The 23849-nt window shown below is 72.7% G+C and carries 21 protein-coding genes, 4 tRNA genes and 1 pseudogene; 8 read left to right on the top strand and 18 right to left on the bottom strand.

Annotation, left to right across the window (positions count from 1 at the left end; translation table 11 throughout):
• Nucleotides 1-217 precede the first annotated feature (217 nt).
• Nucleotides 218-304 (top strand) — tRNA-Leu (locus CR938_RS10075).
• 71 nt (nt 305-375) lie between these two features.
• Nucleotides 376-1383: a LacI family DNA-binding transcriptional regulator gene (locus CR938_RS10070; RefSeq protein WP_162124884.1), complete on the top strand. Its 1008-nt coding sequence runs from the start codon at nt 376-378 to the stop codon at nt 1381-1383.
• Between the two features lie 133 nt (nt 1384-1516).
• Here the strand turns inward: CR938_RS10070 and CR938_RS10065 are convergent.
• Nucleotides 1517-1592, bottom strand: a tRNA-Gly gene (locus tag CR938_RS10065).
• A 278-nt stretch (nt 1593-1870) separates the two neighbouring features.
• On the opposite strand from CR938_RS10065, the gene CR938_RS10060 reads away from it, so the two are divergent.
• Nucleotides 1871-2464, top strand: a complete 594-nt coding sequence (locus CR938_RS10060; RefSeq protein ID WP_162124883.1) for a hypothetical protein — start codon at nt 1871-1873, stop codon at nt 2462-2464.
• A gap of 55 nt (nt 2465-2519) precedes the next feature.
• On the opposite strand, the gene CR938_RS10055 is transcribed toward CR938_RS10060, so the two are convergent.
• The 17 genes and pseudogenes from CR938_RS10055 to CR938_RS09975 form a co-directional block, all read right to left on the bottom strand.
• Nucleotides 2520-2593, bottom strand: a tRNA-Cys gene (locus CR938_RS10055).
• Between the two features lie 119 nt (nt 2594-2712).
• Nucleotides 2713-2788 (bottom strand) — tRNA-Gly (locus CR938_RS10050).
• A gap of 51 nt (nt 2789-2839) precedes the next feature.
• A complete protein-coding gene (gene pgsA, locus CR938_RS10045; protein WP_162124882.1) occupies nt 2840-3472 on the bottom strand; it encodes a CDP-diacylglycerol--glycerol-3-phosphate 3-phosphatidyltransferase in 633 nt (210 codons plus the stop codon).
• Nucleotides 3469-5343, bottom strand: a complete 1875-nt coding sequence (gene uvrC, locus CR938_RS10040; protein WP_162124881.1) for an excinuclease ABC subunit UvrC — start codon at nt 5341-5343, stop codon at nt 3469-3471. Before uvrC ends, pgsA begins: the two co-directional genes overlap by 4 nt.
• On the bottom strand, nt 5340-6755 hold the full coding sequence (locus CR938_RS10035) for a redoxin domain-containing protein (protein ID WP_162124880.1): 1416 nt from the start codon (nt 6753-6755) through the stop codon (nt 5340-5342). Before CR938_RS10035 ends, uvrC begins: the two co-directional genes overlap by 4 nt.
• Entirely contained in the window at nt 6752-7243 is a 492-nt protein-coding gene (locus tag CR938_RS10030) for a low molecular weight protein-tyrosine-phosphatase (protein WP_162124879.1), read from the bottom strand. The genes CR938_RS10035 and CR938_RS10030 overlap by 4 nt, the downstream gene beginning before the upstream one ends.
• Entirely contained in the window at nt 7240-8019 is a 780-nt protein-coding gene (gene kdsB / locus CR938_RS10025; protein WP_162124878.1) for a 3-deoxy-manno-octulosonate cytidylyltransferase, read from the bottom strand. The genes CR938_RS10030 and kdsB overlap by 4 nt, the downstream gene beginning before the upstream one ends.
• A gap of 86 nt (nt 8020-8105) precedes the next feature.
• Nucleotides 8106-9113, bottom strand: coding sequence for a tetraacyldisaccharide 4'-kinase (gene lpxK / locus CR938_RS10020; RefSeq protein ID WP_162124877.1), 1008 nt, complete (start codon nt 9111-9113; stop codon nt 8106-8108).
• Between the two features lie 12 nt (nt 9114-9125).
• Nucleotides 9126-10877 (bottom strand): lipid A export permease/ATP-binding protein MsbA, encoded by a 1752-nt coding sequence (gene msbA / locus CR938_RS10015; RefSeq protein ID WP_162124876.1) that lies wholly within the window; start codon nt 10875-10877, stop codon nt 9126-9128.
• Entirely contained in the window at nt 10874-11293 is a 420-nt protein-coding gene (locus CR938_RS10010) for an ExbD/TolR family protein (RefSeq protein WP_162124875.1), read from the bottom strand. The genes msbA and CR938_RS10010 overlap by 4 nt, the downstream gene beginning before the upstream one ends.
• A 7-nt stretch (nt 11294-11300) precedes the next feature.
• The gene (locus tag CR938_RS10005; protein ID WP_211365216.1) at nt 11301-11972 is read right to left on the bottom strand and encodes a MotA/TolQ/ExbB proton channel family protein; all 672 of its coding nucleotides are present in this window, start codon (nt 11970-11972) and stop codon (nt 11301-11303) included.
• A pseudogene (locus CR938_RS10000) lies at nt 11866-14482 on the bottom strand (DNA internalization-related competence protein ComEC/Rec2); the annotation flags it as partial. The pseudogene CR938_RS10000 and the gene CR938_RS10005, both read right to left, overlap by 107 nt.
• Before the next feature lie 87 nt (nt 14483-14569).
• Nucleotides 14570-15289, bottom strand: a complete 720-nt coding sequence (lolD, locus tag CR938_RS09995; protein ID WP_162124873.1) for a lipoprotein-releasing ABC transporter ATP-binding protein LolD — start codon at nt 15287-15289, stop codon at nt 14570-14572.
• The gene (locus tag CR938_RS09990; protein ID WP_162124872.1) at nt 15282-16523 is read right to left on the bottom strand and encodes a lipoprotein-releasing ABC transporter permease subunit; all 1242 of its coding nucleotides are present in this window, start codon (nt 16521-16523) and stop codon (nt 15282-15284) included. The genes lolD and CR938_RS09990 overlap by 8 nt, the downstream gene beginning before the upstream one ends.
• A gap of 40 nt (nt 16524-16563) precedes the next feature.
• Nucleotides 16564-16914 (bottom strand): hypothetical protein, encoded by a 351-nt coding sequence (locus CR938_RS09985; RefSeq protein WP_162124871.1) that lies wholly within the window; start codon nt 16912-16914, stop codon nt 16564-16566.
• A 46-nt stretch (nt 16915-16960) separates the two neighbouring features.
• On the bottom strand, nt 16961-17239 hold the full coding sequence (locus CR938_RS09980; protein ID WP_162124870.1) for an FAD assembly factor SdhE: 279 nt from the start codon (nt 17237-17239) through the stop codon (nt 16961-16963).
• A 78-nt stretch (nt 17240-17317) separates the two neighbouring features.
• A complete protein-coding gene (locus CR938_RS09975) occupies nt 17318-18649 on the bottom strand; it encodes an MFS transporter (protein WP_162124885.1) in 1332 nt (443 codons plus the stop codon).
• A gap of 193 nt (nt 18650-18842) precedes the next feature.
• Here CR938_RS09975 and cyoA point away from each other — a divergent pair, with 193 nt between their 5' ends.
• From cyoA to CR938_RS09950, 5 genes are all read left to right on the top strand, one after another.
• The gene (gene cyoA, locus CR938_RS09970; RefSeq protein ID WP_162124869.1) at nt 18843-19901 is read left to right on the top strand and encodes a ubiquinol oxidase subunit II; all 1059 of its coding nucleotides are present in this window, start codon (nt 18843-18845) and stop codon (nt 19899-19901) included.
• Between the two features lie 87 nt (nt 19902-19988).
• A complete protein-coding gene (gene cyoB / locus CR938_RS09965) occupies nt 19989-21962 on the top strand; it encodes a cytochrome o ubiquinol oxidase subunit I (protein WP_211365217.1) in 1974 nt (657 codons plus the stop codon).
• Nucleotides 21955-22590: a cytochrome o ubiquinol oxidase subunit III gene (gene cyoC / locus CR938_RS09960; RefSeq protein ID WP_162124867.1), complete on the top strand. Its 636-nt coding sequence runs from the start codon at nt 21955-21957 to the stop codon at nt 22588-22590. The genes cyoB and cyoC overlap by 8 nt, the downstream gene beginning before the upstream one ends.
• Nucleotides 22590-23000, top strand: a complete 411-nt coding sequence (cyoD, locus tag CR938_RS09955) for a cytochrome o ubiquinol oxidase subunit IV (protein ID WP_162124866.1) — start codon at nt 22590-22592, stop codon at nt 22998-23000. The genes cyoC and cyoD overlap by 1 nt, the downstream gene beginning before the upstream one ends.
• Nucleotides 22997-23812 (top strand): SURF1 family protein, encoded by an 816-nt coding sequence (locus tag CR938_RS09950; protein WP_162124865.1) that lies wholly within the window; start codon nt 22997-22999, stop codon nt 23810-23812. Before cyoD ends, CR938_RS09950 begins: the two co-directional genes overlap by 4 nt.
• The last annotated feature ends 37 nt before the right edge of the window (nt 23813-23849 follow it).

Genomic DNA, 23849 nt, shown 5'->3' with positions numbered 1-23849 from the left:
TTGTTGGTCGTGGTAGTTTTGTTTTAGTGATAACGCCGCGTCCCTCGAGTTCGACACCTCTCTAGTCGTCGCACCCTGCAGATGGGTATAAGAGACGGGTCGTTCGCGTTGCGGGTCCAGGTGCGCAACAAGGTCATGGCGGCGTTCGGCGTCCGAAGTAGACCGACCGTCTGCCCGGGCGCCCGCCGCCGGTGGCACAATGCGCGCACCGCCACGCGCCCGGGTGGTGAAACTGGCAGACACAGGGGACTTAAAATCCCCCGGCCGCGAGGCCATGCGGGTTCGAGCCCCGCCCCGGGCACCAGCCGGCGCGCCGCTGCGCGCCGTTGCTAGAATCCGCACGCCCGCCCGTGCCGGGCATCCACGTGGAGCACCATGCGCGCCAGGATCGAGGATGTCGCCGCCGCCGCGGGCGTGTCGATGAAAACCGTCTCGCGCGTGTTCAACCGCGAGCCGAACGTACGCGAGGAAACCCGCCTCAAGGTCGAGGAGGCGGCGCGCCGCCTCCGCTACCGGCCCAACCCGTCCGCACGCAGCCTGGCCGGGCACCGCTCGTACCTGATCTCGCTGCTGTACGACAACCCCTCCTCCAACTACGTGATGGAGATCATCGAGGGCGTGCTGGCGGCCTGCGAGCAGGCCCACTACGGCCTGACCCTGCGCCCGGTGGATTTCGGCCGGCGGGGCCACGTCGAGGCGGTGGAATCGCTGGTCATGCAGTACCGGCCCGACGGCCTGGTGCTGACCCCACCGCTGACCGACGACGCCCCGCTGCTGCGCCGCCTGCGCGAGCTGGGCGTGCGCTACGCCACCATCTCGGCCAAGCGCGACAGCAGCGGCATCGGCGTGACCCTGGACGAACGCGCCGCGGTGGCGGACATGATGGCCCACGTCATCGCCCTGGGGCACCGCCGCATCGGCCACATCACCGGCCACCGCAGCCACGGGGGCCGCGCCTGGCGCCTGGCCGGCTACCTGGACGGGCTGCGCCGCGCCGGGATCGAGCCGGACCCGGAGCTGGTGGTCGAGGGCGAGTTCTCGTTCGAATCCGGCATCGCCGGCGCGCGCCGGCTGCTGGACCTGGACGATCCGCCCACCGCGATCTTCGGCGCCAACGACGACACCGCCTGCGGCGTGCTGTACGAGGCCGCCGCCCGCGGCCTGCGCGTGCCCGAGCAGCTGTCGGTGTTCGGTTTCGACGACACGCCGATGTCGCGCCGGGTGTGGCCGAGCCTGAGCACGGTGCGCCAGCCCAGCCGCGAGATGGGCCGCATCGCCGCCCAGCAGCTGATCGCCGCCATCAGCGGCGGCAGCGCGCAGGTCGTGCGCGTGCCCTACCAGCTGCAGATCCGCCATTCCACCGCCCCCGCACCGCCGCGCTGAGCCTGGCGCGGAAACGGCAAAGGGCCCGCCGGAGCGGGCCCTTTCCGCGTCTGCCGCGGCGGTCGCCGGGCAAAACAGAACCCCGTCGCCGGGGTTCTGTCGTGGCCCCGCCGATGCCGGCGGGCCGGGAAACTGGAGCGGGAAACGAGGCTCGAACTCGCGACCTCAACCTTGGCAAGGTTGCGCTCTACCAACTGAGCTATTCCCGCTTGGGGTGTCCATTGTAGCGGTTCTTCCCGCGCTTTGCAGCAGCTCCGCCACCCTGTCCCGCGCCCCCTGGGGACAGCGGCGCCCACGCCGGACACCGCGTGGGCGCGCAATTATGCCGGCACCCGTGGCGCTTGTGAATACGTGCCCGCCCCACGGCCGCGGCAGTGGCAGCGGCCGCTGTTGACCCGATCGGGACACTGGCGTAAACCGGCGCCAACGATCCTCGCCGCCGTGCCGGCGATGGTGCCGGCGCACAGCCTGCCGCAGGGAGGCCGCCATGGCCCGTTCCGCCCGTTTCGCCACCGTGCTCGTGGCCGCGCTGCTGCCGGCCGTGGCCGGGGGCGCCGAACCACCGCAACCGGATCCGCCGGGCGCGGTCGCACCGGGCCTGCCCGAACCGGCCCCGCCGCCGGTCTGGATCCGCGGCCCGTTCTCGGTGCAGGGACCGGTCCCGCCCGAAGGCCCCCAGGGGGGTGCCTGCCTTGTCGGCCAGCCGGCCCACGGCGCCGAGCCGTGCACGGCCGCCGCCGACTGCACCAGGCCGCCGATCGGCGGCAGCTACGCGTACTGTGCGCCGGACGATGCAGTGGCCGGGGACCATCCGGGCACGTGCTGGTACCGCCCCGGCCCCGCGCCGGGCGACGGGTACTGCCTGCGTGGCGTCCGGCCCGGCACCCGGACCCTGTACACGCCCACGGTCAACGCGACGGCCTTCTGGAGCCCCGCCCGCTGGCGCGTGGTCACCTGCGAGAACCTGGCCCCACCCTTCGCGGACGCCGACGGCGAAACCCGGCCCGCCTGTGCCAACGGCCTGTCGGTGGAGGGGCAGCACAAGCGCACGCACTACGGCACGCCGGCGCGGTTCCCGTGAGGCAGCGCCAGCGCATGAAAAAAGCCCCTGCCTCGCGGCAGGGGCTTTCCGGTTTTGGAGGCCTGGGTCGGAATTGAACCGGCGTACGCGGATTTGCAGTCCGCTGCATAACCACTCTGCCACCAGGCCGTCGGTTCCGTACCCCCGGCAGTCTAGCGCCTTGGGGCCCGACAAAACAAAACCCCGTCGCCGGGGTCTTGTTCCGGTTCCCGCCTAGCGCCTTCACGCCACCGGGAACACGAGGAAATTGGAGCGGGAAACGAGGCTCGAACTCGCGACCTCAACCTTGGCAAGGTTGCGCTCTACCAACTGAGCTATTCCCGCTTGGGAGACGCGTATTCTAAGGGTCTTCACGTGCCTGTCAACACCCGCGGCTCACTCCTTCCCCGCCTTGCGCGCGCCGGCCGTGCGCGATGCGGCGGCGGCCTCGTCGGCGCGCAGCGCCGGCCAGGCCGCGTACAGGTACTGGCCGCCGGACCACAGGGTCAGCAGCGCGGCGATGGCCAGCAGCCAGTCGCCGACGTGGAAGACGAACTCGCCCAGCCAGATGCCGGTGGGCGCGCGGTTGGGGCTGACCGAATACAGCAGGCAGGCCAGCGCGACCATCTGCGCGGTGGTCTTGATCTTGCCGATCATGGCCACCTTCACCGTGGCGCGCTGGCCGATCTCGGCCATCCATTCGCGCAGTGCCGAAACCGCGATCTCGCGGCCGACGATCACCGCCGCCCAGAACGCCATCCACGGCGTGGGATGGCCCTGCACGATCAGGAACAGGGCCACGGCGACCATCATCTTGTCGGCCACCGGGTCCAAGAAGGCACCGAAGGCCGAGTGCTGCTGGTAGCGGCGCGCCCACCAGCCATCCAGCCAGTCGGTCACCGCGGCCAGGATGAACACGCCGGCGGCGGCGAAGTTGGTCCAGCGGTACGGCAGGTAGAAGACCAGCACCAGCACCGGGATCATCACGATCCGGGCCAGGGTCAGCCAAGTGGGAAAGGTCAACTTCATCGGTCTTGCGGGTCCGTCGGCCCTGGGGGTGGCTCGAGCCCATGCAGGTTAGCGTAGATGCGCGCCGCGAGGGCGGCGTTGATGCCCTCCACCCGCGCGATCTCCTCCTCGCCGGCGGCCTTCAGGCCGGCCAGGCCGCCGAAATGGCGCAGCAGCGCGGCGCGGCGGCGCGGGCCGATGCCCGGGATGTCCTCCAGCCGGCTGCTGGTGCGCGCCTTCTGCCGCTTGGCGCGGTGGCCGGTGATGGCGAAACGGTGCGCCTCGTCGCGCACCTGCTGGATGAACTGCAGCGCCGGGGAGGCCGCGCCCGGGTGCAGCTCGCGGCCGTCGGGCAGGACCAGGGTCTCGTCGCCGGGGCGGCGCTGCTCGCCCTTGGACACGCCCACCAGCAGCACCCCCTCCACGCCCAGGTCGGCCAGGGCCTCGCGGGCCTGGGCCAGCTGGCCCGCGCCGCCGTCGATCAGCAGCACGTCCGGCAGCACCGCGTTGGCACCCTCGGCGCCGGCCTCCAGGGCGCGCCGGAAGCGGCGCTCGATCGCCTGGCGCATGGCCGCGTAGTCGTCGCCGGGCTGGATCCCGGTGATGTTGTAGCGCCGGTACTGGTTGCGTACCGGGCCAGCGGCGTCGAACACCACGCACGAAGCCACCGTGGCCTCGCCCAGGGTGTGGCTGATGTCGAAGCACTCGATCCGTGCCGGCGGCTCGGCCAGGCCCAGCAGCTCGCGCAGCGCCTCCACCCGCGCCTGCTGCGCGCTGCGGCTGGCCAGCTCGGTGGCCAGGGCCATCTGCGCGTTGCGCCGTGCCAGGTCCAGGTAGCCGGCACGCTCGCCCCGCACGCTGGTCTTCAGCGCCACCTTGCGCCCGGCGGCCTCCGACAGGGCCATCTCGATCATGGCCGCATCCGGGATCGGCTGGTCGAGGATGATCTCCGGCGGCGGCACCTGCTCGGCGTAGTACTGCGAGACGAATGCGGCCAGCACCTCGCCGGCGCTGTCCTCGCCGTTGGTGCGCGGGAAGAAGGCGCGCGTGCCCAGGTTGCGCCCGTCGCGGAAGGCCAGCAGCAGCACACAGGCGTGGCTGCCCTCCATGGCGCAGGCGATCGCGTCCAGGTTGGCGGCGTGGCCGTCCACGTACTGGCGCGCCTGCATGCCGCGCAGGCTGGCCAGCAGGTCGCGCAGGCGAGCGGCCTCCTCGAACTCCAGGCGTTGCGCCGCCGCCTCCATCGCCGCGGCCAGCTCCTGGCCCAGCTCGTCGCTGCGCCCGTCCAGGAACATCGCCGCGCGGCGCACCGCCTCGGCGTACTCCTCCTGCGGCACCAGGCCCACGCACGGGCCGCTGCAGCGGCCGATCTGGTACTGCAGGCACGGCCGGCTGCGGTTGCGGAACACGCTGTCCTCGCAGCTGCGCAGGCGGAACAGCTTGTGCATCAGGTTGAGCGTCTCGCGCACCGCGCCGGCACTCGGGTACGGGCCGAAATAGCGCCCGGGCACCGAGCGTGGGCCGCGGTGGAAGGCCAGGCGCGGCCAGGTCTCCTGGGTGAGCAGCACGTACGGATAGCTCTTGTCGTCGCGCAGCATCACGTTGTAGCGCGGCGACAGCGACTTGATCAGCTGGTTCTCCAGCAGCAGCGCCTCGGCCTCGGTGCGGGTGACCGTGACCTCCATGCGCGCCACCTGCGCCAGCATGGCCAGGGTGCGCGGCGACTTGGGCGTGTTGTTGAAGTAGCTGGCCACGCGGCGCTTGAGCGCCCCGGCCTTGCCCACGTACAGCAGGCTGCCGTCGGCCGCGTACATGCGGTACACGCCCGGCGCGGTGCTCAGCCCGGCGGCGAACGCCTTGCCGTCGAATTGTGGTGCCGCCGCGGCCATCATTCGCCGACCGGCACGTCGCCCAGTTCCCCGCTGGCGATGTCGTAACGGAGGATGCCGTGGGCATCGGCCTCGGCGATCCACACCGCGCCGCCGGCCACGGCCAGGCCGGCCGGGCCGTGCAGGCGCCGCGGCAGCTCCACGGTGGCCAGCTCGCCGCCGCCCAGACGCAGCGTACGCAGGGTGCCGTTGCCGCTGTCGGCGATCCACAGCAGCGGCGCATCGGCGCTCATGGCGATGCCCAGTGGATGCTGCAGGCGCGCGGTGCCGCGCGGCCCGTCGGCGTCGCCGAACTCCCACGGCCCCTGCCCCACCAGGGTCTGGACGACTTCGGTGCGCAACTGCACCGAGCGCACCGCCGAGGACAGCGCGTCGCACACGTAGAGCATGTGCTGGACCGCGGCCAGCGCGGTGGGCTGGGCGAACGCGGCCAGGCGCACGTTGCCGTCGCGCAGGCCCAGCTCGCCGGTGCCGGCGCGCAGGTGCAGCTCGTTGCGGCCCAGGTCGTAGCCCCAGATGCGGTGGTCGCCGCCGCAGGCGATGTACAGCTGGTTGCCGGCCACGGCCAGGCCCAGCGGATGGTGCAGCGGGCAGCCGGTGGCGGCGGCCACCTGTCCCTCCACCGGGTCGCCGGCGCGGCCGTTGCCGCACAGGGTGTCCACCTGGCCGGTGCGCAGGGCGATGCGGCGCACGGCGTGGTTGCCGGTGTCGGCCACGTAGAGGAACTCGCGCTCCAGCGCCAGGCCCTGCGGCCGGTTGAACGCGCTCAGGTCGGCGGTGCCGTCGATCAGGTCGGCCGTGCCCAGGCCGAACTGGCGCAGGACGCGGCCGGCGTGGTTGCACTCGAGGATGCGGTGGTGGCCGGTGTCGGCCACGTACAGGCGGTCGGCGCTGGCCGCCACCGCCGAGGGGAAGCTCAGCGGCAGCTGCGGCTCCGGCATGAGCTCCGGCGCCAGCTGCAGGTCCTCCTCCAGCGGCGGCGGCAGGCCCTCGCACAGGGCCAGCAGGGCGCGATCCAGGTCGCCGCCCAGGCCGACGATGCGCTCGCGCGCGCGGCCCTCGGCGTCCACCAGCATCAGGGTCGGCCAGGCGGTGATGCCGTAGCGCTGCCAGGCCGCCCAGTCGGCGTCCAGCAGCACCGGGAAGCGCACGCCCTGGCGGCGCAGCAGCTTGATGGCACGCTGCGGCTGGCGCTCGCTGTCGAAGCGCGGCACCTGCACCACCAGGACCTGAACCCGCCCCGGATTGCGGTACAGCCACTGCGCCAGTTCGTCCAGGCGCTGCACGCACCAGGCCGAGGCGGCGTTGACGAAGGCCAGCACCACGGGCCGGCCGCGCAGGTCGTGCAGCGAGCCCTGCGGGGCGTTCAGCCAGGCCAGGCCGGCGGGAAGCTCCTGGATCGGGACGGCGCTCATGCCCCGATTATGCCGGACGCCAGCGTCCGCGCCAGACGCTCCACGGCCGCCCGTGCGGCCGCATCGACCATCCGCCAAACTTCCTCGAACTGGTCCTCGCCGCCGTAGTACGGATCCGGCACCTGCCCGCCCGGCGCCACCCCGGCCCAGTCCAGCAGCAGGGCCACCCGGTCGCGGGCCGCCGGTGGGGCCAGGCGCAGCACGTCGCGCAGGTTGGAGGCATCGGCGCACAGCAGCCAGTCGAAGTCGTGGAAGTCGCGCGGACGGATCTGGCGGGCGCGCAGGCCGGAGATGTCCACGCCGTGGCGGCGGGCGCAGGCGATGGCACGGCGGTCGGGCGGCTCGCCGGCATGCCAGCCGCCGGTGCCGGCCGAGTCCACCTCCACGCGCCCGGCCAGCGGCGAGGCGGCGATGCGCGCGCGCAGCGCACCCTCGGCCAGCGGCGAGCGGCAGATGTTGCCCAGGCACACCACCAGCAGCCGGGTCATGCCGCGCCCTCCGCACGCAGGCGCGCCTCGGCCTTCTCCAGGTCCTCGGGCGTGTCCACGCCCGGCGGGAACGGCTCCGGGGCCAGGGCCACGGCGATGCGGTGGCCGGCCTCGAGCACGCGCAGCTGCTCCAGCGACTCGATCCGCTCCAGGGTGCCCGGCGGCATCGCCGCGAAGGCGCGCAGGAACCCGGCGCGGTAGGCGTAGATGCCGATGTGGCGCAGCCAGTGCCCGCCCGGCGGCAGGACGGTGCGGTCGCGGGCGAAGGCGTCGCGCGGCCAGGGCAGCGGCGCGCGGCTGAAGTACAGGGCGTCGCCATTGGCCGCGCGCACCAGCTTGACCGTGTTGGGATCGAACAGCATGGCCGCGTCGGCCACCGGCTCGGCCAGGGTGGCCATGGGCGCGCCGCTCCCGGCCAGGGTCCGGGCCACCTGGCGGATACCGCTGGCCGGGGCGAAGGGTTCGTCGCCCTGCAGGTTCACCACCAGGGTGTCGTCATCCCAGCCGGCGATGGTCGAACACTCGGCCAGGCGGTCGGTGCCGGAAGCGTGGTCCGGCGAGGTCATGGCCACGCGCACGCCGGCCACGCCCTGCACCGCCGCGGCCACGCGCCCGTCGTCGGTGGCCAGCCACACCTCGCGCGCGCCCGCGGCCAGGGCGCGCCGGGCCACGTGCAGGACCAGCGGCTGTCCGCCCAGTGGCCGCAGCGGCTTACCCGGCAGGCGGCTGGCGGCATAGCGCGCCGGGATGGCGACGACGAAATCCGGTTGCGGCATGCGTGTTCTCCAGGTGACGGGCCATTGTAGGGACGCCGCCGGCGGCCACGGCGCGCCGGCCTGCCGCTTCTGCCGGCGCGGCGCGCCTACGGGTGCTTCGGCGCCGGTCCCAGGCGCGCCAGCAGGGCCACCCAGAACGCGGCCGGCAATTCGGCCTCCACCGGCACGGTGTAGCAGCGCGCGTCGGCGAAGGCGGCGCACTTGACCGCGTCCTTCTCGGTCATCAGGACCGGCAGGTCGTTGCCGAAGTCCAGGTCCTCCGGGCGGTAGGCATGGTGGTCCGGGAAGGCGTGCGGCACCACCGCCACGCCGTGCGCGCGCAGCGCGTCGAAGAAGCGCTGCGGGTGGCCGATGCCGGCCACCGCGTGCACGCGCCGGCCGGCAAAGGACGAAAGCGGCAGCGGCCGCCCGCCGGCCAGCGGCAGGGCCTGGCTGGACAGCAGGCGCATGGGCCACTCGCCGAAGCCGGTGCCCTCGCCCGTGCCGTGGCCGAGGTTGACCACGCGGAAGTCGCAGCAGCGGCCGCGCTCGACCGGCTCGCGCAGCGGGCCGGCCGGGATCATGCGGCCGTTGCCGTAGCGGCGCACGCCGTCCACCACCTCGATCTCCAGGTCGCGCGCCAGCCGATAGTGCTGCAGGCCGTCGTCGCAGACCACGATGTCGCAGCCGGCCCCGGCCAGGGCGCGCGCGGCGGCCACGCGGTCGCGGTCCACGCGCACCGGCACCGCGGTGCGGCGGGCGATCAGCACCGGCTCGTCACCACCCTCCTGCGGCGGCGTGTCCGGCAGCACCCAGCGCGGACGCCGGTCGCCGCGGCCGTAGCCGCGGCTGGCCACGCCGGGCCGCCAGCCGGCGCGCTTGAGCCGTTCGACCAGGGCGATGGCCAGCGGCGTCTTGCCGGCGCCGCCGGCGGCGAGATTGCCCACCACCACCACCGGCGCGTCCACCTCCCGGCTGCGCAGCCAGCCGGAGCGGTACATCCACCGGCGCAGGTCCACCGCGGCGGCATACAGCGGCGCCAGCACGCGCGCCGGCAGCGGCGGCCGGGCATCGCCGTACCACCAGGCCGGCGTGTCGGGAGCTCCCTGGCTCATGGCAGTCCTCGGCTATCCGGAGTTGCGCTCGCGGAACTGCAGGCTGTGCAGGTGCGCGTACAGGCCACCGGCGGCCAGCAGCTCGGCGTGGGTACCCTGCTCGACCAGGCGGCCCTGGTCCAACACCAGCACCTGGTCGGCGTGTTCGATGGTGGACAGGCGGTGGGCGATCACCAGCGTGGTGCGCTCGGGCATGAGCCGCTGCAGCGCGTCCTGCACCAGCCGCTCGGACTCGTTGTCCAGCGCCGCGGTGGCCTCGTCCAGGATCAGGATCGGCGCGTCGCGCAGGATCGCGCGGGCGATGGCCAGGCGCTGGCGCTGGCCGCCGGACAGCAGCGCGCCGTTCTCGCCGATCACCGTGTCCAGGCCCTGCGGCATGCGCTCGATGAACTCCCAGGCGTTGGCCGCCTCGGCCGCGGCGCGGATGGCCCCGCGGTCGGCCTCCGTGCCGTAGGCGATGTTGGCCGCCACGGTGTCGTCGAACAGCATCACCTTCTGCCCGACCAGTGCGATCTGCCGGCGCAGGTCGGCCATGCGGTACTCGCTCAGCGGCACCCCGTCCAGGGTGATGCGGCCGGAGGTCGGCTCGTAGAAGCGCGGCACCAGCCGCACCAGGCTGGTCTTGCCCGAGCCGGAGCGGCCGACGATGGCCGTCACCGTGCCCGGGCGGGCCACGAAGCTGATGTCCTGCAGGGCATAGCCCGGCTGGTCGCGGTAGCGCAGGCTGACATGCTCGAAGGCCAGTTCGCCGCGTGCGCGCGCCAGCGGACGGGTGCCGGTGTCGGCCTCCTCCTCGCTGTCGAGGATGGCGAACAGGCGCTCGGCCGCCGCCACGCCGCGCGAGATCGCGGTCTGCACGCTGGTCACGCGCCGCAGCGAGGGGATGATGGCCATCATCGCCGTCATCAGCATGACGAACTGGCCGGCGTCCAGGCGGCCCTGCAGGGCCTCGCGCGCGGCCACCCACACGATCGCCGCCAGCGCCAGCGCCGCCAGCAGCTGGACCATGGCCGAGGCGCCGGCGCGGGTGCTCTCCACCTTCATGTTCAGGCCGAGGATGCGGTTGGCCAGGCTGGCGTAGCGGTCGGTCTCCAGGCTCTGCGCGCCGTGGATCTTCACGTCCTGCTGCGCGGCCAGCGACTGCTCGGCGCTGGCCGCCATGCGGCCCATGCCGTCCTGGATGCCGCCGCTGATGCGGCGGTAGCGCTTGCCCACGTACCAGACGATCACGCCGATCAGCGGGGTGATCAGCAGCATGGCCAGGGTCACCTTGACGCTGGCCCAGACCATCAGGCCCAGCAGGTAGGCGATGGTCAGGCTGTCGGTGACCAGGGTCTTCAGCGCCTCGGCACTGGCCTGGGTCACCTGCTCGGTGTCGAAGTTCAGGCGGCTGACCATCACCGGCGTGGACTCGGCGTCGAAGTGCGCCGACGGCAGGCGCAGGTACTTGGCCAGCACCTGCTCGCGCAGGTCGCGCACCACGCTGCGGCCGGTGCGGGCCATGCCGTAGTCGGTGACGAAGGTGGCCAGGCTGCGCAGCACGAACAGGCCGACGATGGCCAGCGGCAGGAACACCGCGTCCTCGGCGGTGGGCTGGACGAAGTTGTTGGTCAGCGGCTCCATCAGCCGCACGAAGCTGGCGCCGGCGATGGCCTCCACCGACATGCCGACCAGGGCCGCGCCCAGGAACGGCCAGTACCTGCGGGTGTAGCCGAGCAGGCGGCGGTAGATCGGCCAGACCGGTTGCCGGGGGGTACGACTCAAGGCTGCGGCTCCGGGGCGGTGGCGATGGCGATGCGGCGGAAGCCCAGCTGGGCCAGCGCGTCCTGGACGGTGACCACCGCCTGGTACGGGGTGCGCGCGTCGGCGCGCAGCAGCACCGGCAGCTCGCGGTCGCCGCCGGCAGCCTCGGCGATGGCCTGCTTGACCGCCTCCACATCGGTGCGCAGCACCTCGCGGTCGCCGACGAAGTAGCGCCCGTCGGCGTTGACCAGGATGTTGAGGGTCTGCGGCGGGGCCGGCTGCTGCGGCGAGGCGGTGGGCAGCTGCAGCTGCAGGGTCGAGCGCACGTCGAAGGTGGTGGTGATCACGAAGAAGATGATCAGCACCAGCACCACGTCGATCAGTGGCACCAGGTCGATCGCCGGCTCGTCGTAGGCGCGCTGGTCGCGGATGCGCATGGCCGCCTCAGGAACGTGTGGTCGCCGCCGGGCGCGCGGGCGCGGGCCGGGCCGCCGGCACCGCCCCCGGGGCCGCCGCCCGGGCATCCAGCGCGTCCAGCAGCGCGGTGGCCTGCGCCTCCATCTCGATGACGTAGCCGGCGATGCGGCTGCGGAAGAAGCGGTGGAACACCAGCGAGGGCACGGCCACGATCATGCCCGTGGCGGTGCACACCAGCGCCTTGCCGATGCCGCCGGCCAGCTGGTTCACGTCGCCCAGGCCGTGGTCGAGGATGCCCAGGAACATCTGGATCATGCCGATCACCGTGCCCAGCAGGCCCAGCAGCGGGCCGGCCGAGGCGATGGTGCCCAGCGCGCTCAGGTAGCGCTCCATGCGGAACACCAGGTGGCGGCCGGTGTCCTCCAGGCGCTCGCGGATCACCTCGCGCGGACGGTGGCGCACGTCCAGCGCCGCGGCCAGCAGCTCACCCAGCGGCGAGTTGCGCCGCAGCGACTCGATGTGGGCCGGGTCCAGCGGGCCACGCGCGGCCCAGTTGCGCACCTCCTCGCCCAGGCGCGGGGGCATCACCTCCGCGCGGCGCAGGGTCCACAACCGTTCCAGGATGATCGCCAGCGCCGCCACGCCCAGCAGCAGCAGGGGCACCATCGGCCATCCACCCGCCTTGACCAGTTCCCACACGTGTCTCACCTCCGGCCGCACGGCCGCATTGCAGGGATGCGTAAGGATGAAGGCAAGGCCGTTCCGGCGCCACCCCGGGGCGCCGGAATGCGGCGCACGCACGTTCCGCGCGTGCGCCGCGGCGTGGCCGCGCGCCCGGCGGCGCGTCACGGCGGCAGCGGCGCCGGCCGGTCCCACAGGCGCGGGCGCCACTGGCGGCGTTCGCGCACCGCCAGGCCCTCCCCGTCCAGCCACACCCGGATGGCGCCGGAGCCGGGCGTGGCCAGCACCTCGGCGCCGTGGTGGCGCCAGCGCCGCACCACGTCCGCGTGCGGATGGCCGAAACGGTTGCCGTGGCCGGCCGCCACCAGCGCCAGCCGCGCCCCGGTGGCGGCGACGAAGCCCGGCGAGGACGAGCCACGGCTGCCGTGGTGCGGCACGACCACCACATCCGCGCGCAGCAGCGCCGCCTCCCGCAACAGGCGCTGCTCCACCACCTCGCCCACGTCGCCGGCCAGCAGCACCGTGCCGTGGCGCGTGTGTATGCGCAGCACGCAGGAGGCCTCGTTGCGCAGGTACGGGAAGTGCCGTGGCGGATGCAGGAAGCGGAACTCGACCCCGTCCCAGGTCCAGGCCGTGCCGGCCAGGCAGGGCGCATCCGCCGCCACCGGCGCGCCGGCCGGCGCCAGCAGCCGGGCCACCGGCAGCGCCTGCCGCACTGCCGGCCAGCCGCCGGCATGGTCCTGGTCGCCATGGCTGGCCACGCCCAGGTCCAGGCGCGCCACGCCCAGCGCCCGCAGCGCCGGCACCACCACCCGCTCGCCGGCATCCCAGCCGTCGCGCACCGCCGGACCGGCGTCGTACAGCAGGGCATGGCCGGCGGTGCGCACCAGCACCGCCAGTCCCTGCCCCACGTCGAACACATGCAGCTCCACCCCGCCCGGCCCGGGCAGCTCGCGCGGCGGACACAGCAGCGGCAGCCACAGCAGCGCCGCCAGCGGCCGGCCTGGCACCCCGCGCGGCAGCAGCAGCCAGAACGCGCCCAGCACGGCCAGCGGCAGCGCCCAGGCACGCGCCTCCGGCAGCCAGGCCAGGGCCAGGGGGCTGTCCGCCATCCACGTGAACAGGCGCCAGCTCGGATCGAAGCACCAGGCCGCCAGCCGCCAGGCCCATTCGCCGGCGCCCGCGCGCAGCGCCTCCAGGCCGGTGCCGAGCAGGGCCAGCGGCACCACCACCAGGCTCCACCACGGGATCGCCAGCAGGTTGGCCAGCGGCCCGGCCAGCGAGGCCTGCAGGAACAGCACCGCGCCCAGCGGCAGCAGGCCCAGGGTGGCCACGCCCTGCGCGGCGAGGAAATCGCGCAGCCAGTGGCGGTGCCCGCCCCCCGGCAGGCACCCCACCAGCCCGGCCCCGCCCGCGAAGCTGAGCCCGAACCCGGCCCGCCGCCCCCCCAGCGGGGCGGCCCGCCGGAGCGCCAGCAGCGCCAGCGCCAACGCCGGCCAGGCGCCGACCGGCCGCCGCAGCGAGCGCGCCAGCGCCGCGGCGGCGATCATCAGCACCGTGCGCACGGTCGGCAGGGCGAACCCGGCCACCGCGGCGTAGCCGGCCGCGCCGCGCACCGCCGCCAGCGCCGCCGCCTGCGGCCGCGGCAGGTGCCGGCCCAGCCCGGGCAGCAGCCACCACAGCGCCATCGCCAGCCCGGCGGCGAAGCCGGCGACCAGGCCCACGTGGACGCCGGAGATCGCGATCAGGTGGGGGAGCCCGGCCGCGCGCAGCGCCGCCCAGTCGGCATCGTCCAGTCCGCGCGTGTCGCCCAGCGCCAGTGCCCGCACGAAGCGCGCCGACGGCGAGGCCACCGCCCGGTCGATGCGTCCGGCCAGGCGTCCGCGCCAGGCGTCGATCCCGGCCGGCGGCGCCAGCTGCCGCGCCAGCGCCGGCGCGCGCACGTAGCCGGTGGCGGCGATGCGCTGGGCCAGCGCGTGGCGCCCGGTGTCGAACCCGCCCGGATTGGCCAGCCCACGCGGGGTGCGAAGGCGCGCCTGGAAGCTCCAGCGCGCGCCCGGCCGCAGGGCCAGGCGCGCCCCGGGCTCCCGGGCACCGAAATCGTCGTACCAGGCCAGCTGCAGCAGGCGCCCGCGCAGCGGCTCCGGCGCGTCGCGGTCCACCCGCAGCAGGAAGCGGGTGCGGCGCGCTTCGTGCTCCGGCAGCCCCACCACCCGGCCGCGCACCTGCACCTCCTGCCCGTCCCGCGGCGGCGGCCACTGCGCCTGCAGCGCCCAGCCGGTGTGCAGCGCCGCCCAGCCGAAGCCGGCCAGCAGTGCACCCAGCGGCCGCCAGCGTCCGGGCCGGGCCCACAGGAGCAGGCCCGCGGCCAGCGCGGACCAGCGCAGCGGCGCCGGCGCCAGCGCCGGCAGGAACAGGCACGCCACCACCCCGCCCAGCAGCGCGGCGGCGCAGGCCAGGCCGAACGCGGGCCAGGGACCGGCCCGACCGCCACCTGGACCGTGCGGAACGTTCGCGGATCGGCGCATGCGCCCATGCTGGCGGTCTGCGCGGCGCGGGCCATCGGCGCGGTCGGCGCCCGCCTGTAGGAAGGTTCCGCCTGCGCGGCGGCCGGCTCACCCGCCCAGCGACGAGGGGGCCAGCTCGTGCAGGCGGCCTTCGTGCAGCTCCAGCACCCGGTCCAGGCGCCGCGCCAGGCGGCGGGCGTGGGTGACCAGGACCAGGCTGGTGCGCTGGGCGCGGTTGAGCTCCAGCATCAGCTCGAACACGTGCGCGGCGGTGCGCTCGTCGAGGTTGCCGGTGGGCTCGTCGCCCAGGACGCAGGCCGGGCGGTTGACCAGGGCGCGCGCCACCGCGGCGCGCTGGCGCTCGCCGCCGGACAGCTCGCCGGGCTTGTGCGCCAGGCGGTGGCCCAGGCCGACCGCCTCCAGCAGCGCGGTGGCGCGCCGCGCGGCCTCCTCCACCGCGCCGCCGGACAGCAGCACCGGCATCATCACGTTCTCCAGCGCGGTGAACTCCGGCAGCAGGTGGTGGAACTGGTAGACGAAGCCCAGCGCGCGGTTGCGCAGCCGGCCGCGTTCGGCGTCCGACAGCGCCGACATCTTCTGCCCGGCCACGTACACCTCGCCCTCGGTGGGCACGTCCAGGCCGCCGAGCAGGTGCAGCAGCGTGCTCTTGCCCGCGCCGGAGGCGCCGACGATGGCCACGGTCTCGCCCGCGGCCACGCGCAGGTCCAGGCCGTGGAACACGTCCGTGCGCAGCTTGCCCTCGGCGTAGGTCTTGCCCAGGCCCTCGGCGCGGATCGCCTCCTCCACCATCGCGTGCTCCCTACTCATAGCGCAGCGCCTCCGCCGGCTGCGTGCGCGCCGCGCGCCAGGCCGGGTACAGCGTGGCCAGGAAGCTCATCGCCAGCGCCACGACCAGGGTGGTGACCACGTCGCCGGTCTGCATGTCGGTCGGCAGGCCGGTGATGTAGTACACGTCCTCCGGCAGCAGGGTCACGTCGAACAGCGCCTCGATGGCGTCGAGGATGCGCTCCAGGTTGCGGGTCAGCGTCACCCCGCCGATGAAGCCGAGCACGGTGCCGATCACGCCGATCAGCGTGCCCTGGACCATGAACACCTGCATCACGCCCGCCGGGGTCAGGCCCAGGGTGCGCAGGATGGCGATGTCGGCCTGCTTGTCGGTCACCAGCATCACCTGCGAGTTCACCAGGGTGAAGGCGCCCATCAGGATGATCAGCGACAGCAGGATGCCCATCACCGTCTTTTCCATGCGCAGGGACTGGTAGAGGTTGGCGTTCTCGCGGGTCCAGTCGCTGACCCGGTAGAAGCCCGGCAGGCGCAGGGCCAGCTCGTGCGCCACGGTGGCCGCCTCGTTCATGTCGTGCAGCTTCAGGCGCACGCCGGTGGCGCCGTCCACGCGCAGCACGCGCTGCAGGTCGGCCATGTGCGCCACCGCCAGGCCGCGGTCGATCTCGTTGTAGCCGGCCTCGAACACGCCGCTGACGGTGAAGCGCTTGATCCGCGGCACCGCGCCCATCGGCGAACCCTGGAACTCGGGCAGCATCACCAGCACGGTGTCGCCCACGTCCACGCCCAGCCACAGGGCCAGCTCCTGGCCCAGCAGCATGTTGAACGAGCCCTCCTCCAGCGAGTCGGCCGAGCCGCGCTTCATCTTCCGCGCCAGCACCGAGACCTGGTCCTCCAGCTCCGGCACCACACCGCGCACCAGCGCCGGCTGCCGGCGCAGGCCGGACAGCAGCGCCTCGGTCTCCACGTAGGGCGCGGCGCCTGCCACGCGCGGGTCGCGTGCCGCCGTCTCCAGCGCCAGCGGCCAGTCGCGCATGGGCTCGCCGTCGGCCACCACGGTGGCGTGGGCGGCGAACTGCAGCAGGCGGTCGCGGATCTCCTTCTGGAAGCCGCTCATCACCGCCATGGTCGTGATCAGCACGGTCACGCCCAGGGCGATGCCGATGATCGAGGCCAGCGAGATGAAGGAAATGAAGCCGTTGCGGCGCTTGGCACGCAGGTAGCGCAGGCCGATGGCCGCGGGGACGGGTTTGAACATGCGTCGCGCAGATCCCTTGCCGGCGCGTCCGGCAACCGCGCTATGGTGCCACCGCCGCCCCGCCGCGCGAAGCGGCGCGCGCCAGCGCGGCCAGCCGCAGTTCACGCCGCGCCGGCGGCGGCAGCGTGTCCGGCCACCAGGCCAGGCGCAGGATCCGGCCGTCCTGGCCGTGCAGGCGGAGGAAGGCCAGCGGCCCGCGCCAGGCCACGGCCCAGTCGCGCAGCGGCCGACCGTCCAGCTCGCCGCCGTCCGCATGCAGCACCAGCCGCCGCACCGGCGCGCGCGCGTACCGCCACGCGACCGCGGCGCCCCAGGCCAGCGCCACCAGGGCCAGCGGCCAGGCCCACGGCCGCGGCAGGCCGGAGCCGAGCACCGCCAGCGACGCCAGCACGGTCAACGCCAGCAGGCCCGCGTGCAGCAGGCGCGAGGGCCGCCACTCACGTCGGAAGCGCGCGGATGCGCGCGATGAGCGCGTCGAGCTCGGCATCCGGACAGGCCTCGTAGCCCATGAACCAGCGCCAGAGCCTATCGTCCTCGCAATCGAGCAGGCGTAGGAAAACCCTGCGCTCCTCCTCGGAAGCCGTCGGGTGGCCGTGCACCAGCCAGCGCTCGCACAGCTGGTCCAGCTCGCGCATGCCGCGCCGGCAACGCCAGCGCAGCCGGCGCAGTTCGGCCTCGTCCTCGGGAACGGATGCGTTGGGGATGTTCTCGCTCATCGCACTGCCCCCTGCACGGGGCGGCCATTCTGCCGCCCCGCGCGCCGCACGGACAGCCCCGCCGGCCCGGCGGCGGCTTCAGCCCGCCGCCGCGTCGCGCCGCTTCATCCAGCCGTGGACCAGCAGCGCCACCAGCGTGGAGACCGCGCCGGACAGCAGGTACAGGCCGACGAAGCCCAGGCCGAAGCTGGCGCACAGGCCCAGTGCCACCAGTGGCGCGAAGGCCGCGCCGATCAGCCAGGCCAGGTCCGAGGTCAGCGCCGCACCGGTGTAGCGGTAGCGGGGGCCGAAGTTGCGGGTCAGCGCGCCGGAGGCCTGGCCGTAGGACAGGCCCAGCAGCAGGAAGCCGACCAGGATGTACACGTTCCTGGCCAGCGCGTCGCTGCCCAGCAGGGCCGGCGCGAAGCCGCTGAACACGGCGATGGCCAGCGCCAGCGCGCCCAGGGTCGGCACCCGGCCGAAGCGGTCGGCGATCACACCGGAGGCCAGCACGCCGGCGATGGCCAGGAAGCCGCCGCCGACCTGCACCACCAGGAAGTCCGCGATTGGCTGGTCGGAGTACAGCAGGATCCAGGAGATCGGGAAGATGGTGACGATGTGGAACATGGCGTAGCTGGCCAGCGCCGCGAACGCGCCGATGACCACGTGCACGCCCTTCTCCCGCAGCAGCTCGGCCACCGGCACCGGCTCCAGCTGCTGCCGCCCCATCTCCTGCTCGTACTCGTGGGTCACCACCAGGCGCAGGCGGGCGAACAGCGCCACCACGTTGATGGCCATGGCGGCGAAGAACGGATAGCGCCAGCCCCAGGCGTAGAAGTCCGCGTCCGACAGGCTGGAGTAGAGGTAGGCGAACAGCGCCGCGGCCACGATGAAGCCGACCGGCGCGCCCAGCTGGCCCAGCATGGCGTACCAGCCGCGCCGGTGCTTGGGCGTGTTGAGCGCCAGCAGCGACGGCAGGCCGTCCCAGGAGCCGCCCAGGGCCACGCCCTGCAGGGTGCGGAACAGTGCCAGCAGCGCCACCGCGGCCATGCCCAGGCGGGCGTGGCCCGGCAGGAAGGCGATGCCGGCGGTGGCCGTGCCCAGCAGGAACAGGGCGCAGGTCAGCTTGGTGCCCCGTCCCCAGCGGCGCTGGATCCACATGGACAGCACCGTGCCCAGCGGCCGGGCCACGAAGGCCAGGGCGAAGATCGCGAACGAGTACAGGGTGGCCTGCAGCGGCTCGGCGAACGGGAAGAACACCCGCGGGAACACCAGCGCCGAAGCGATGCCGTAGACGAAGAAGTCGAAGTACTCCGAGGCCCGGCCGATGACCACGCCCACGGCGATCTCGCCCGGGGCTACCTCGGAATGGGGCCGGTCGTCCCGGCCGTGGATGGTGACGGTGGAGCTGGTCGCGGTGATCGAGGACATCGTCTTCACTACAATGTTGAGTGGGATGGTCCTGGCCGGACTGCTGGCCGCGCCGGGATCTGGTCCCGGCGCTTACAGCCTCGCACCAATCGCGCGCGCATGCCAGAGGCGACGCTGGGACAAAACGTCCAATCGCGCGCGGACGCGTTTCGCGGTAAAGTTTCGCGCGCAGATTCCTGCCTTCCCCACAACCATGCCCCCACTACGCTTCCTGAGTCGCCTGCCCATGGCGGCCGGACTGGCTTTGCCCTTGGCCGGCTGCAACCCGATCCTGCTCAACGCCCCGGGCGATGTGGCCCGCCAGCAGGGTGACCTGATCATCATCAGCACGCTCCTGATGCTGATCATCATCGTGCCGGTCATCGCGCTGACGCTGTTCTTCGCCTGGCGCTACCGGGCCAGCAACACCAGGGCCACCTACAAGCCGGACTGGGACCACTCGACCCGGCTGGAGCTGGTCATCTGGGCCGCGCCCCTGATGATCATCATCGCCCTGGGCTCGATCACCTGGATCACCACCCACACCCTGGACCCGTACCGGCCGCTGGAGCGCATCGCCCCCGGCAAGCCGGTCCCCGAGGGCGTGGAGCCGCTGGAGGTCGAGGTGGTCTCGCTCGACTGGAAGTGGCTGTTCATCTATCCGGAGCAGAACATCGCCACGGTCAACGAGCTGGCCGCGCCGGTCGACCGGCCGATCCGCTTCAAGCTGACCTCCTCCACGGTGATGAACGCGTTCTACGTCCCGGCCCTGGCCGGCATGATCTACACCATGCCGGGCATGCAGACGGAGCTGAACGCGGTCATCAGCACCCCGGGCGAGTACGAGGGCTTCTCCTCGAACTACAGCGGCGCCGGCTTCTCCGGCATGCGTTTCCGCTTCCACGCCCTGGACGAGGCCGGCTTCGACGCCTGGGTGGATCAGGTCCGCGGCAGCGGCCAGGTCCTGGGCCGCGACGGCTACCTGGAGCTGGAGAAGCCCTCCGAGCGCGAGCCGGTGCGCCACTACGCCAGCGTCGAGGCGGGCCTGTACGATGCCATCCTCAACCGCTGCGTGGACCCGCGCCGGATGTGCCTGCACGAGATGATGGCCATCGACGCCGGCAAGGGTCCGGGCCGCACCCGCATGGAGGGCCTGGAGGCCCGCCAGCGCGGCGACCTGCGCGGCCGCCCGTACGTGCAGTCGGCCATGTGCGCCGCCGGCGATCCGCCCACCGCCGGCCTGGCCGGCCAGCTTTCCCGTTCCGCTCCCTAATGGCCGGCGCCGCCCCGGGCGGCGCCCGCCGGAAGACGTGAAACCATGACCCCCGAACACGCTACCCAAGCGGTCCAGACGCACCCTATCCTCGGGCGCCTGGGCTGGGATGCACTCCCCCTCCACGAACCCATCGTCGTCGCCACCTTCATCGGCGTGATGATCGGCGGCATCGCCCTGCTGGCGCTGATCACGCGCTACAAGCTGTGGGGCACCCTGTGGCGCGACTGGTTCACCAGCATCGACCACAAGAAGATCGGCATCATGTACATGGTGCTGGGCCTGGTGATGCTGCTGCGCGGCTTCGCCGATGCCATCATGATGCGCCTGCAGCAGGCCATCGCCTTCGGCGACAACCTCGGCTACCTGCCACCGCACCACTACGATCAGATCTTCACCGCGCACGGTGTGATCATGATCTTCTTCGTGGCCATGCCGCTGGTCACAGGTCTGATGAACTACCTGGTGCCGCTGCAGATCGGCGCCCGCGACGTCGCCTTCCCGTTCCTGAACAACTTCAGCTTCTGGATGACGGCCTCCGGTGCTGCGCTGGTGATGGTCTCGCTGTTCGTCGGCGAGTTCGCCAAGACCGGCTGGCTGGCCTACCCGCCGCTGTCGGGCATCGACTACAGCCCCGACGTCGGCATGGACTACTACATCTGGGCGCTGCAGATCGCCGGCGTCGGCACCCTGTTGTCGGGCGTCAACCTGATCGTGACCATCGTCAAGATGCGCGCGCCGGGCATGACCCTGATGAAGATGCCGGTGTTCACCTGGACCGCGCTGTGCACCAACGTGCTGATCGTGGTCAGCTTCCCGGTGCTGACCGCCGTCCTGGCGCTGCTGACCCTGGACCGTTACGTGGGGACCAACTTCTTCACGAACGACCTGGGCGGCAACCCCATGATGTACGTGAACCTGATCTGGATCTGGGGCCACCCCGAGGTCTACATCCTGATCCTGCCGATCTTCGGCGTGTTCTCGGAAATCGTGCCCGCCTTCACCGGCAAGCGCCTGTTCGGCTACACCTCGATGGTGTACGCCACGGTGGTGATCACCCTGCTCTCGTACCTGGTGTGGCTGCACCACTTCTTCACCATGGGCGCGGGCGCCAGCGTGAACTCGTTCTTCGGCATCACGACGATGATCATCTCGATCCCGACGGGTGCGAAGATCTTCAACTGGCTGTTCACCATGTACCGCGGCCGCATCCGCTACGAGGTGCCGATGCTGTGGGTGGTCGGCTTCATGGTCACCTTCGTCGTCGGCGGCATGAGCGGCGTGCTGCTGGCCGTGCCCCCGGCCGACTTCGTGCTGCACAACAGCCTGTTCCTGATCGCGCACTTCCACAACGTGATCATCGGCGGCGTGGTGTTCGGCCTGTTCGCCGGCATGACCTTCTGGTTCCCCAAGGCCTTCGGCTACAAGCTGGATCCGTTCTGGGGCAAGATGTCGTTCTGGTTCTGGCTGGCCGGCTACTGGTTCGCCTTCACCCCGCTCTACGTGCTGGGCCTGATGGGCGTGACCCGCCGCATGAGCCACTTCACCGACCCGTCGTTGCAGATCTGGTTCCAGATCGCCGCCTTCGGCGCCTTCCTGATCGCCATCGGCATCGCCTCGTTCCTGATCTGCCTGTACGTCAGCTACCGCAAGCGCGACCAGCTGCGCGACACCACCGGCGACCCGTGGAACGCCCGCAGCCTGGAGTGGTCCACCTCCTCGCCGCCGCCGGAGTACAACTTCGCCTTCACCCCGGTCGTGTACGACAACGACGCCTGGTGGGACATGAAGCAGCGCGGCTACCAGCGCCCGACCTCCGGCTTCATGCCGATCCACATGCCGAAGAACACCGCGGCGGGCGTGGTCCTGGCCGGCCTGAGCACGGTGTGCGGCTTCGCCCTGGTCTGGCACATGTGGTGGCTGGCGATCGGCTCTTTCGCCGCCATCGTGATCGCCGCGATCGTGCACTCCTTCAACTACAAGCGTGACTACTACATCCCGGCCGAGACCGTGGCCGCGACCGAGGAAGCACGCACCCGACTGCTGAACGCCAATGTCTGACGCCATCGCAACCGCCGCCAACGCGGCGCCCGGCCAGCCACCGCAGTTCTTCGACCTGTCCGGCCGGCACCATCCGCAGAACGGGACCCTGCTCGGGTTCTGGCTGTACCTGATGAGCGACTGCCTGGTCTTCGCCTGCCTGTTCGCCGTCTACGGCGTGCTGGGCCGCAGCTACGCCGCCGGCCCCACCGGCGCGGAGCTGTTCGACCTGCCGCTGGTGGCGGTGAACACGGCGATGCTGCTGCTGTCGTCCATCACCTACGGCTTCGCCATGCTGTCCATGCAGGCCCGCCGCCCGGCGGGCGTGCTGGCCTGGCTGGCCATCACCGGCCTGTTCGGCCTGGGCTTCCTGGGCCTGGAGCTGTACGAGTTCGCCCACCTGGTCCACCAGGGCGCGGGCCCGCAGCGCAGCGCCTTCCTGTCCTCGTTCTTCGCCCTGGTGGGCACCCATGGCCTGCACGTGGCCTTCGGCATCATCTGGCTGGTGGTGCTGATGGTGCAGGTGCAGCGCTACGGCCTGCACGAGGCCAACCGCCGCCGCCTGATGTGCCTGTCCATGTTCTGGCACTTCCTGGACGTCGTCTGGATCGGCGTCTTCACCTTCGTCTACCTGATGGGAACGCTGTGATGAGCCTGCCCACCGATCCCCACGCCACCCACCACCCGGCCCACGACGGGCACGGCGACCACGGCCACGACGAGGGCCCCCACGGCACCCTGCGCGACTACGTCATCGGCTTCGTCCTGTCGGTGATCCTCACCGCCATCCCGTTCTGGCTGGTGATGGGCAAGGTCATCGAGGACCCGGGGCTGACCGCCCTGGTCATCCTCGGCCTCGGCGCCGTGCAGATCGTGGTGCACATGGTGTACTTCCTGCACATGAACGCCCGCTCCGAGGGCGGCTGGAACCTGCTGGCGTTGATCTTCACCACGGTGCTGGTGGTGATCGTGCTGGCCGGTTCGCTGTGGGTCATGTACCACATGAACACCAACATGATGCCCACCATGACGCCGCACGAGGCGCGCAACCTGCCATGACCGGCACGGCGGCCGCCGGCACGGACGCACGCGCCCCCCGCGGGCCGCTGGCGCTCGTGCTGCTGGCCGCCGCCTTCCTTTCCGGCTTCCTGCTGTTCCTGGCGCTGGGCATCTGGCAGTTGCAGCGCATGGCTTGGAAGCACGACCTGATCGCGCGGGTCGAGGCGCGGATCCACGCCGCGCCCGCGCCCGCCCCCGACGCCGCCGCCTGGGCGGCGTCCTCCCCCCGCGACCACGAATACCGCCGCGTCACCGTCCGCGGTACCTGGCTGCCCGTGCCCGACGTACGGGTGATGGCGGTCACCGAGGCCGGCTCCGGCTTCTGGCTGCTGCGGCCGCTGCGCCGCGCCGACGGCAGCGTGGTCCTGGTCAACCTCGGCCTGGTGCCCGAGTCCTGGACCGCCCCGCCCGCCGGAGGCCGGGCCGAAGTCACCGGCCTGCTGCGCCTGTCCGAGCCGGGTGGCGGCTTCCTGCGCCGCAACGACCCGGCCGGCGGCCGCTGGTACTCCCGTGACGTGGAGGCCATCGCCTCGGCGTTGGGCCTGGAGGACGTGGCGCCCTGGTTCCTCGACGCCGACCGGGAAAGCGCGGCGCGGGTGACCGGCGGCGCGCCCTGGCCCCGCGGCGGGCTGACGGTGGTACGGTTCCGAGACAACCACCTGGGCTACGCGCTGACCTGGTTCGCGCTGGCCCTGCTGGTGGCCGGCGGCGCGTGGCGCTTCGCCCTCGAGGAGCGCCGGATCCGCCGCCGCCATTCCGTCCGGAGGGAGGACAGCGATGCCGCGGACCGAGCCGCCCCGCCCCGACGCTGATCCGGCGCCCATGCCGCAGCGGCCGCCGGCCGCGGCC

Origin of the sequence: Pseudoxanthomonas taiwanensis, assembly GCF_010093135.1 — a bacterium.
Classification (GTDB): Bacteria; Pseudomonadota; Gammaproteobacteria; order Xanthomonadales; family Xanthomonadaceae; genus Pseudoxanthomonas; species Pseudoxanthomonas taiwanensis.
The sequence above is the reverse complement of the archived record's forward strand: the minus strand, read 5'-3'. Positions and strand labels throughout refer to the sequence as shown.

Bases quoted from the DNA above. Each gene is read 5' to 3' on its own strand.
- cyoC (WP_162124867.1), top strand. From the start codon at position 21,955: ATGTCTGACGCCATCGCAACCGCCGCCAACGCGGCGCCCGGCCAGCCA.
- CR938_RS09980 (WP_162124870.1), bottom strand. From the start codon at position 17,239: ATGAGCGAGAACATCCCCAACGCATCCGTTCCCGAGGACGAGGCCGAA.
- kdsB (WP_162124878.1), bottom strand. From the start codon at position 8,019: ATGCCGCAACCGGATTTCGTCGTCGCCATCCCGGCGCGCTATGCCGCC.
- CR938_RS09975 (WP_162124885.1), bottom strand. From the start codon at position 18,649: ATGTCCTCGATCACCGCGACCAGCTCCACCGTCACCATCCACGGCCGG.
- lpxK (WP_162124877.1), bottom strand. From the start codon at position 9,113: ATGAGCCAGGGAGCTCCCGACACGCCGGCCTGGTGGTACGGCGATGCC.
- cyoA (WP_162124869.1), top strand. From the start codon at position 18,843: ATGCCCCCACTACGCTTCCTGAGTCGCCTGCCCATGGCGGCCGGACTG.
- uvrC (WP_162124881.1), bottom strand. From the start codon at position 5,343: ATGATGGCCGCGGCGGCACCACAATTCGACGGCAAGGCGTTCGCCGCC.
- lolD (WP_162124873.1), bottom strand. From the start codon at position 15,289: ATGAGTAGGGAGCACGCGATGGTGGAGGAGGCGATCCGCGCCGAGGGC.
- pgsA (WP_162124882.1), bottom strand. From the start codon at position 3,472: ATGAAGTTGACCTTTCCCACTTGGCTGACCCTGGCCCGGATCGTGATG.
- CR938_RS10035 (WP_162124880.1), bottom strand. From the start codon at position 6,755: ATGAGCGCCGTCCCGATCCAGGAGCTTCCCGCCGGCCTGGCCTGGCTG.
- CR938_RS10010 (WP_162124875.1), bottom strand. From the start codon at position 11,293: ATGCGCATCCGCGACCAGCGCGCCTACGACGAGCCGGCGATCGACCTG.
- CR938_RS10060 (WP_162124883.1), top strand. From the start codon at position 1,871: ATGGCCCGTTCCGCCCGTTTCGCCACCGTGCTCGTGGCCGCGCTGCTG.
- CR938_RS10070 (WP_162124884.1), top strand. From the start codon at position 376: ATGCGCGCCAGGATCGAGGATGTCGCCGCCGCCGCGGGCGTGTCGATG.
- CR938_RS09990 (WP_162124872.1), bottom strand. From the start codon at position 16,523: ATGTTCAAACCCGTCCCCGCGGCCATCGGCCTGCGCTACCTGCGTGCC.
- CR938_RS09950 (WP_162124865.1), top strand. From the start codon at position 22,997: ATGACCGGCACGGCGGCCGCCGGCACGGACGCACGCGCCCCCCGCGGG.
- cyoD (WP_162124866.1), top strand. From the start codon at position 22,590: ATGAGCCTGCCCACCGATCCCCACGCCACCCACCACCCGGCCCACGAC.
- CR938_RS10030 (WP_162124879.1), bottom strand. From the start codon at position 7,243: ATGACCCGGCTGCTGGTGGTGTGCCTGGGCAACATCTGCCGCTCGCCG.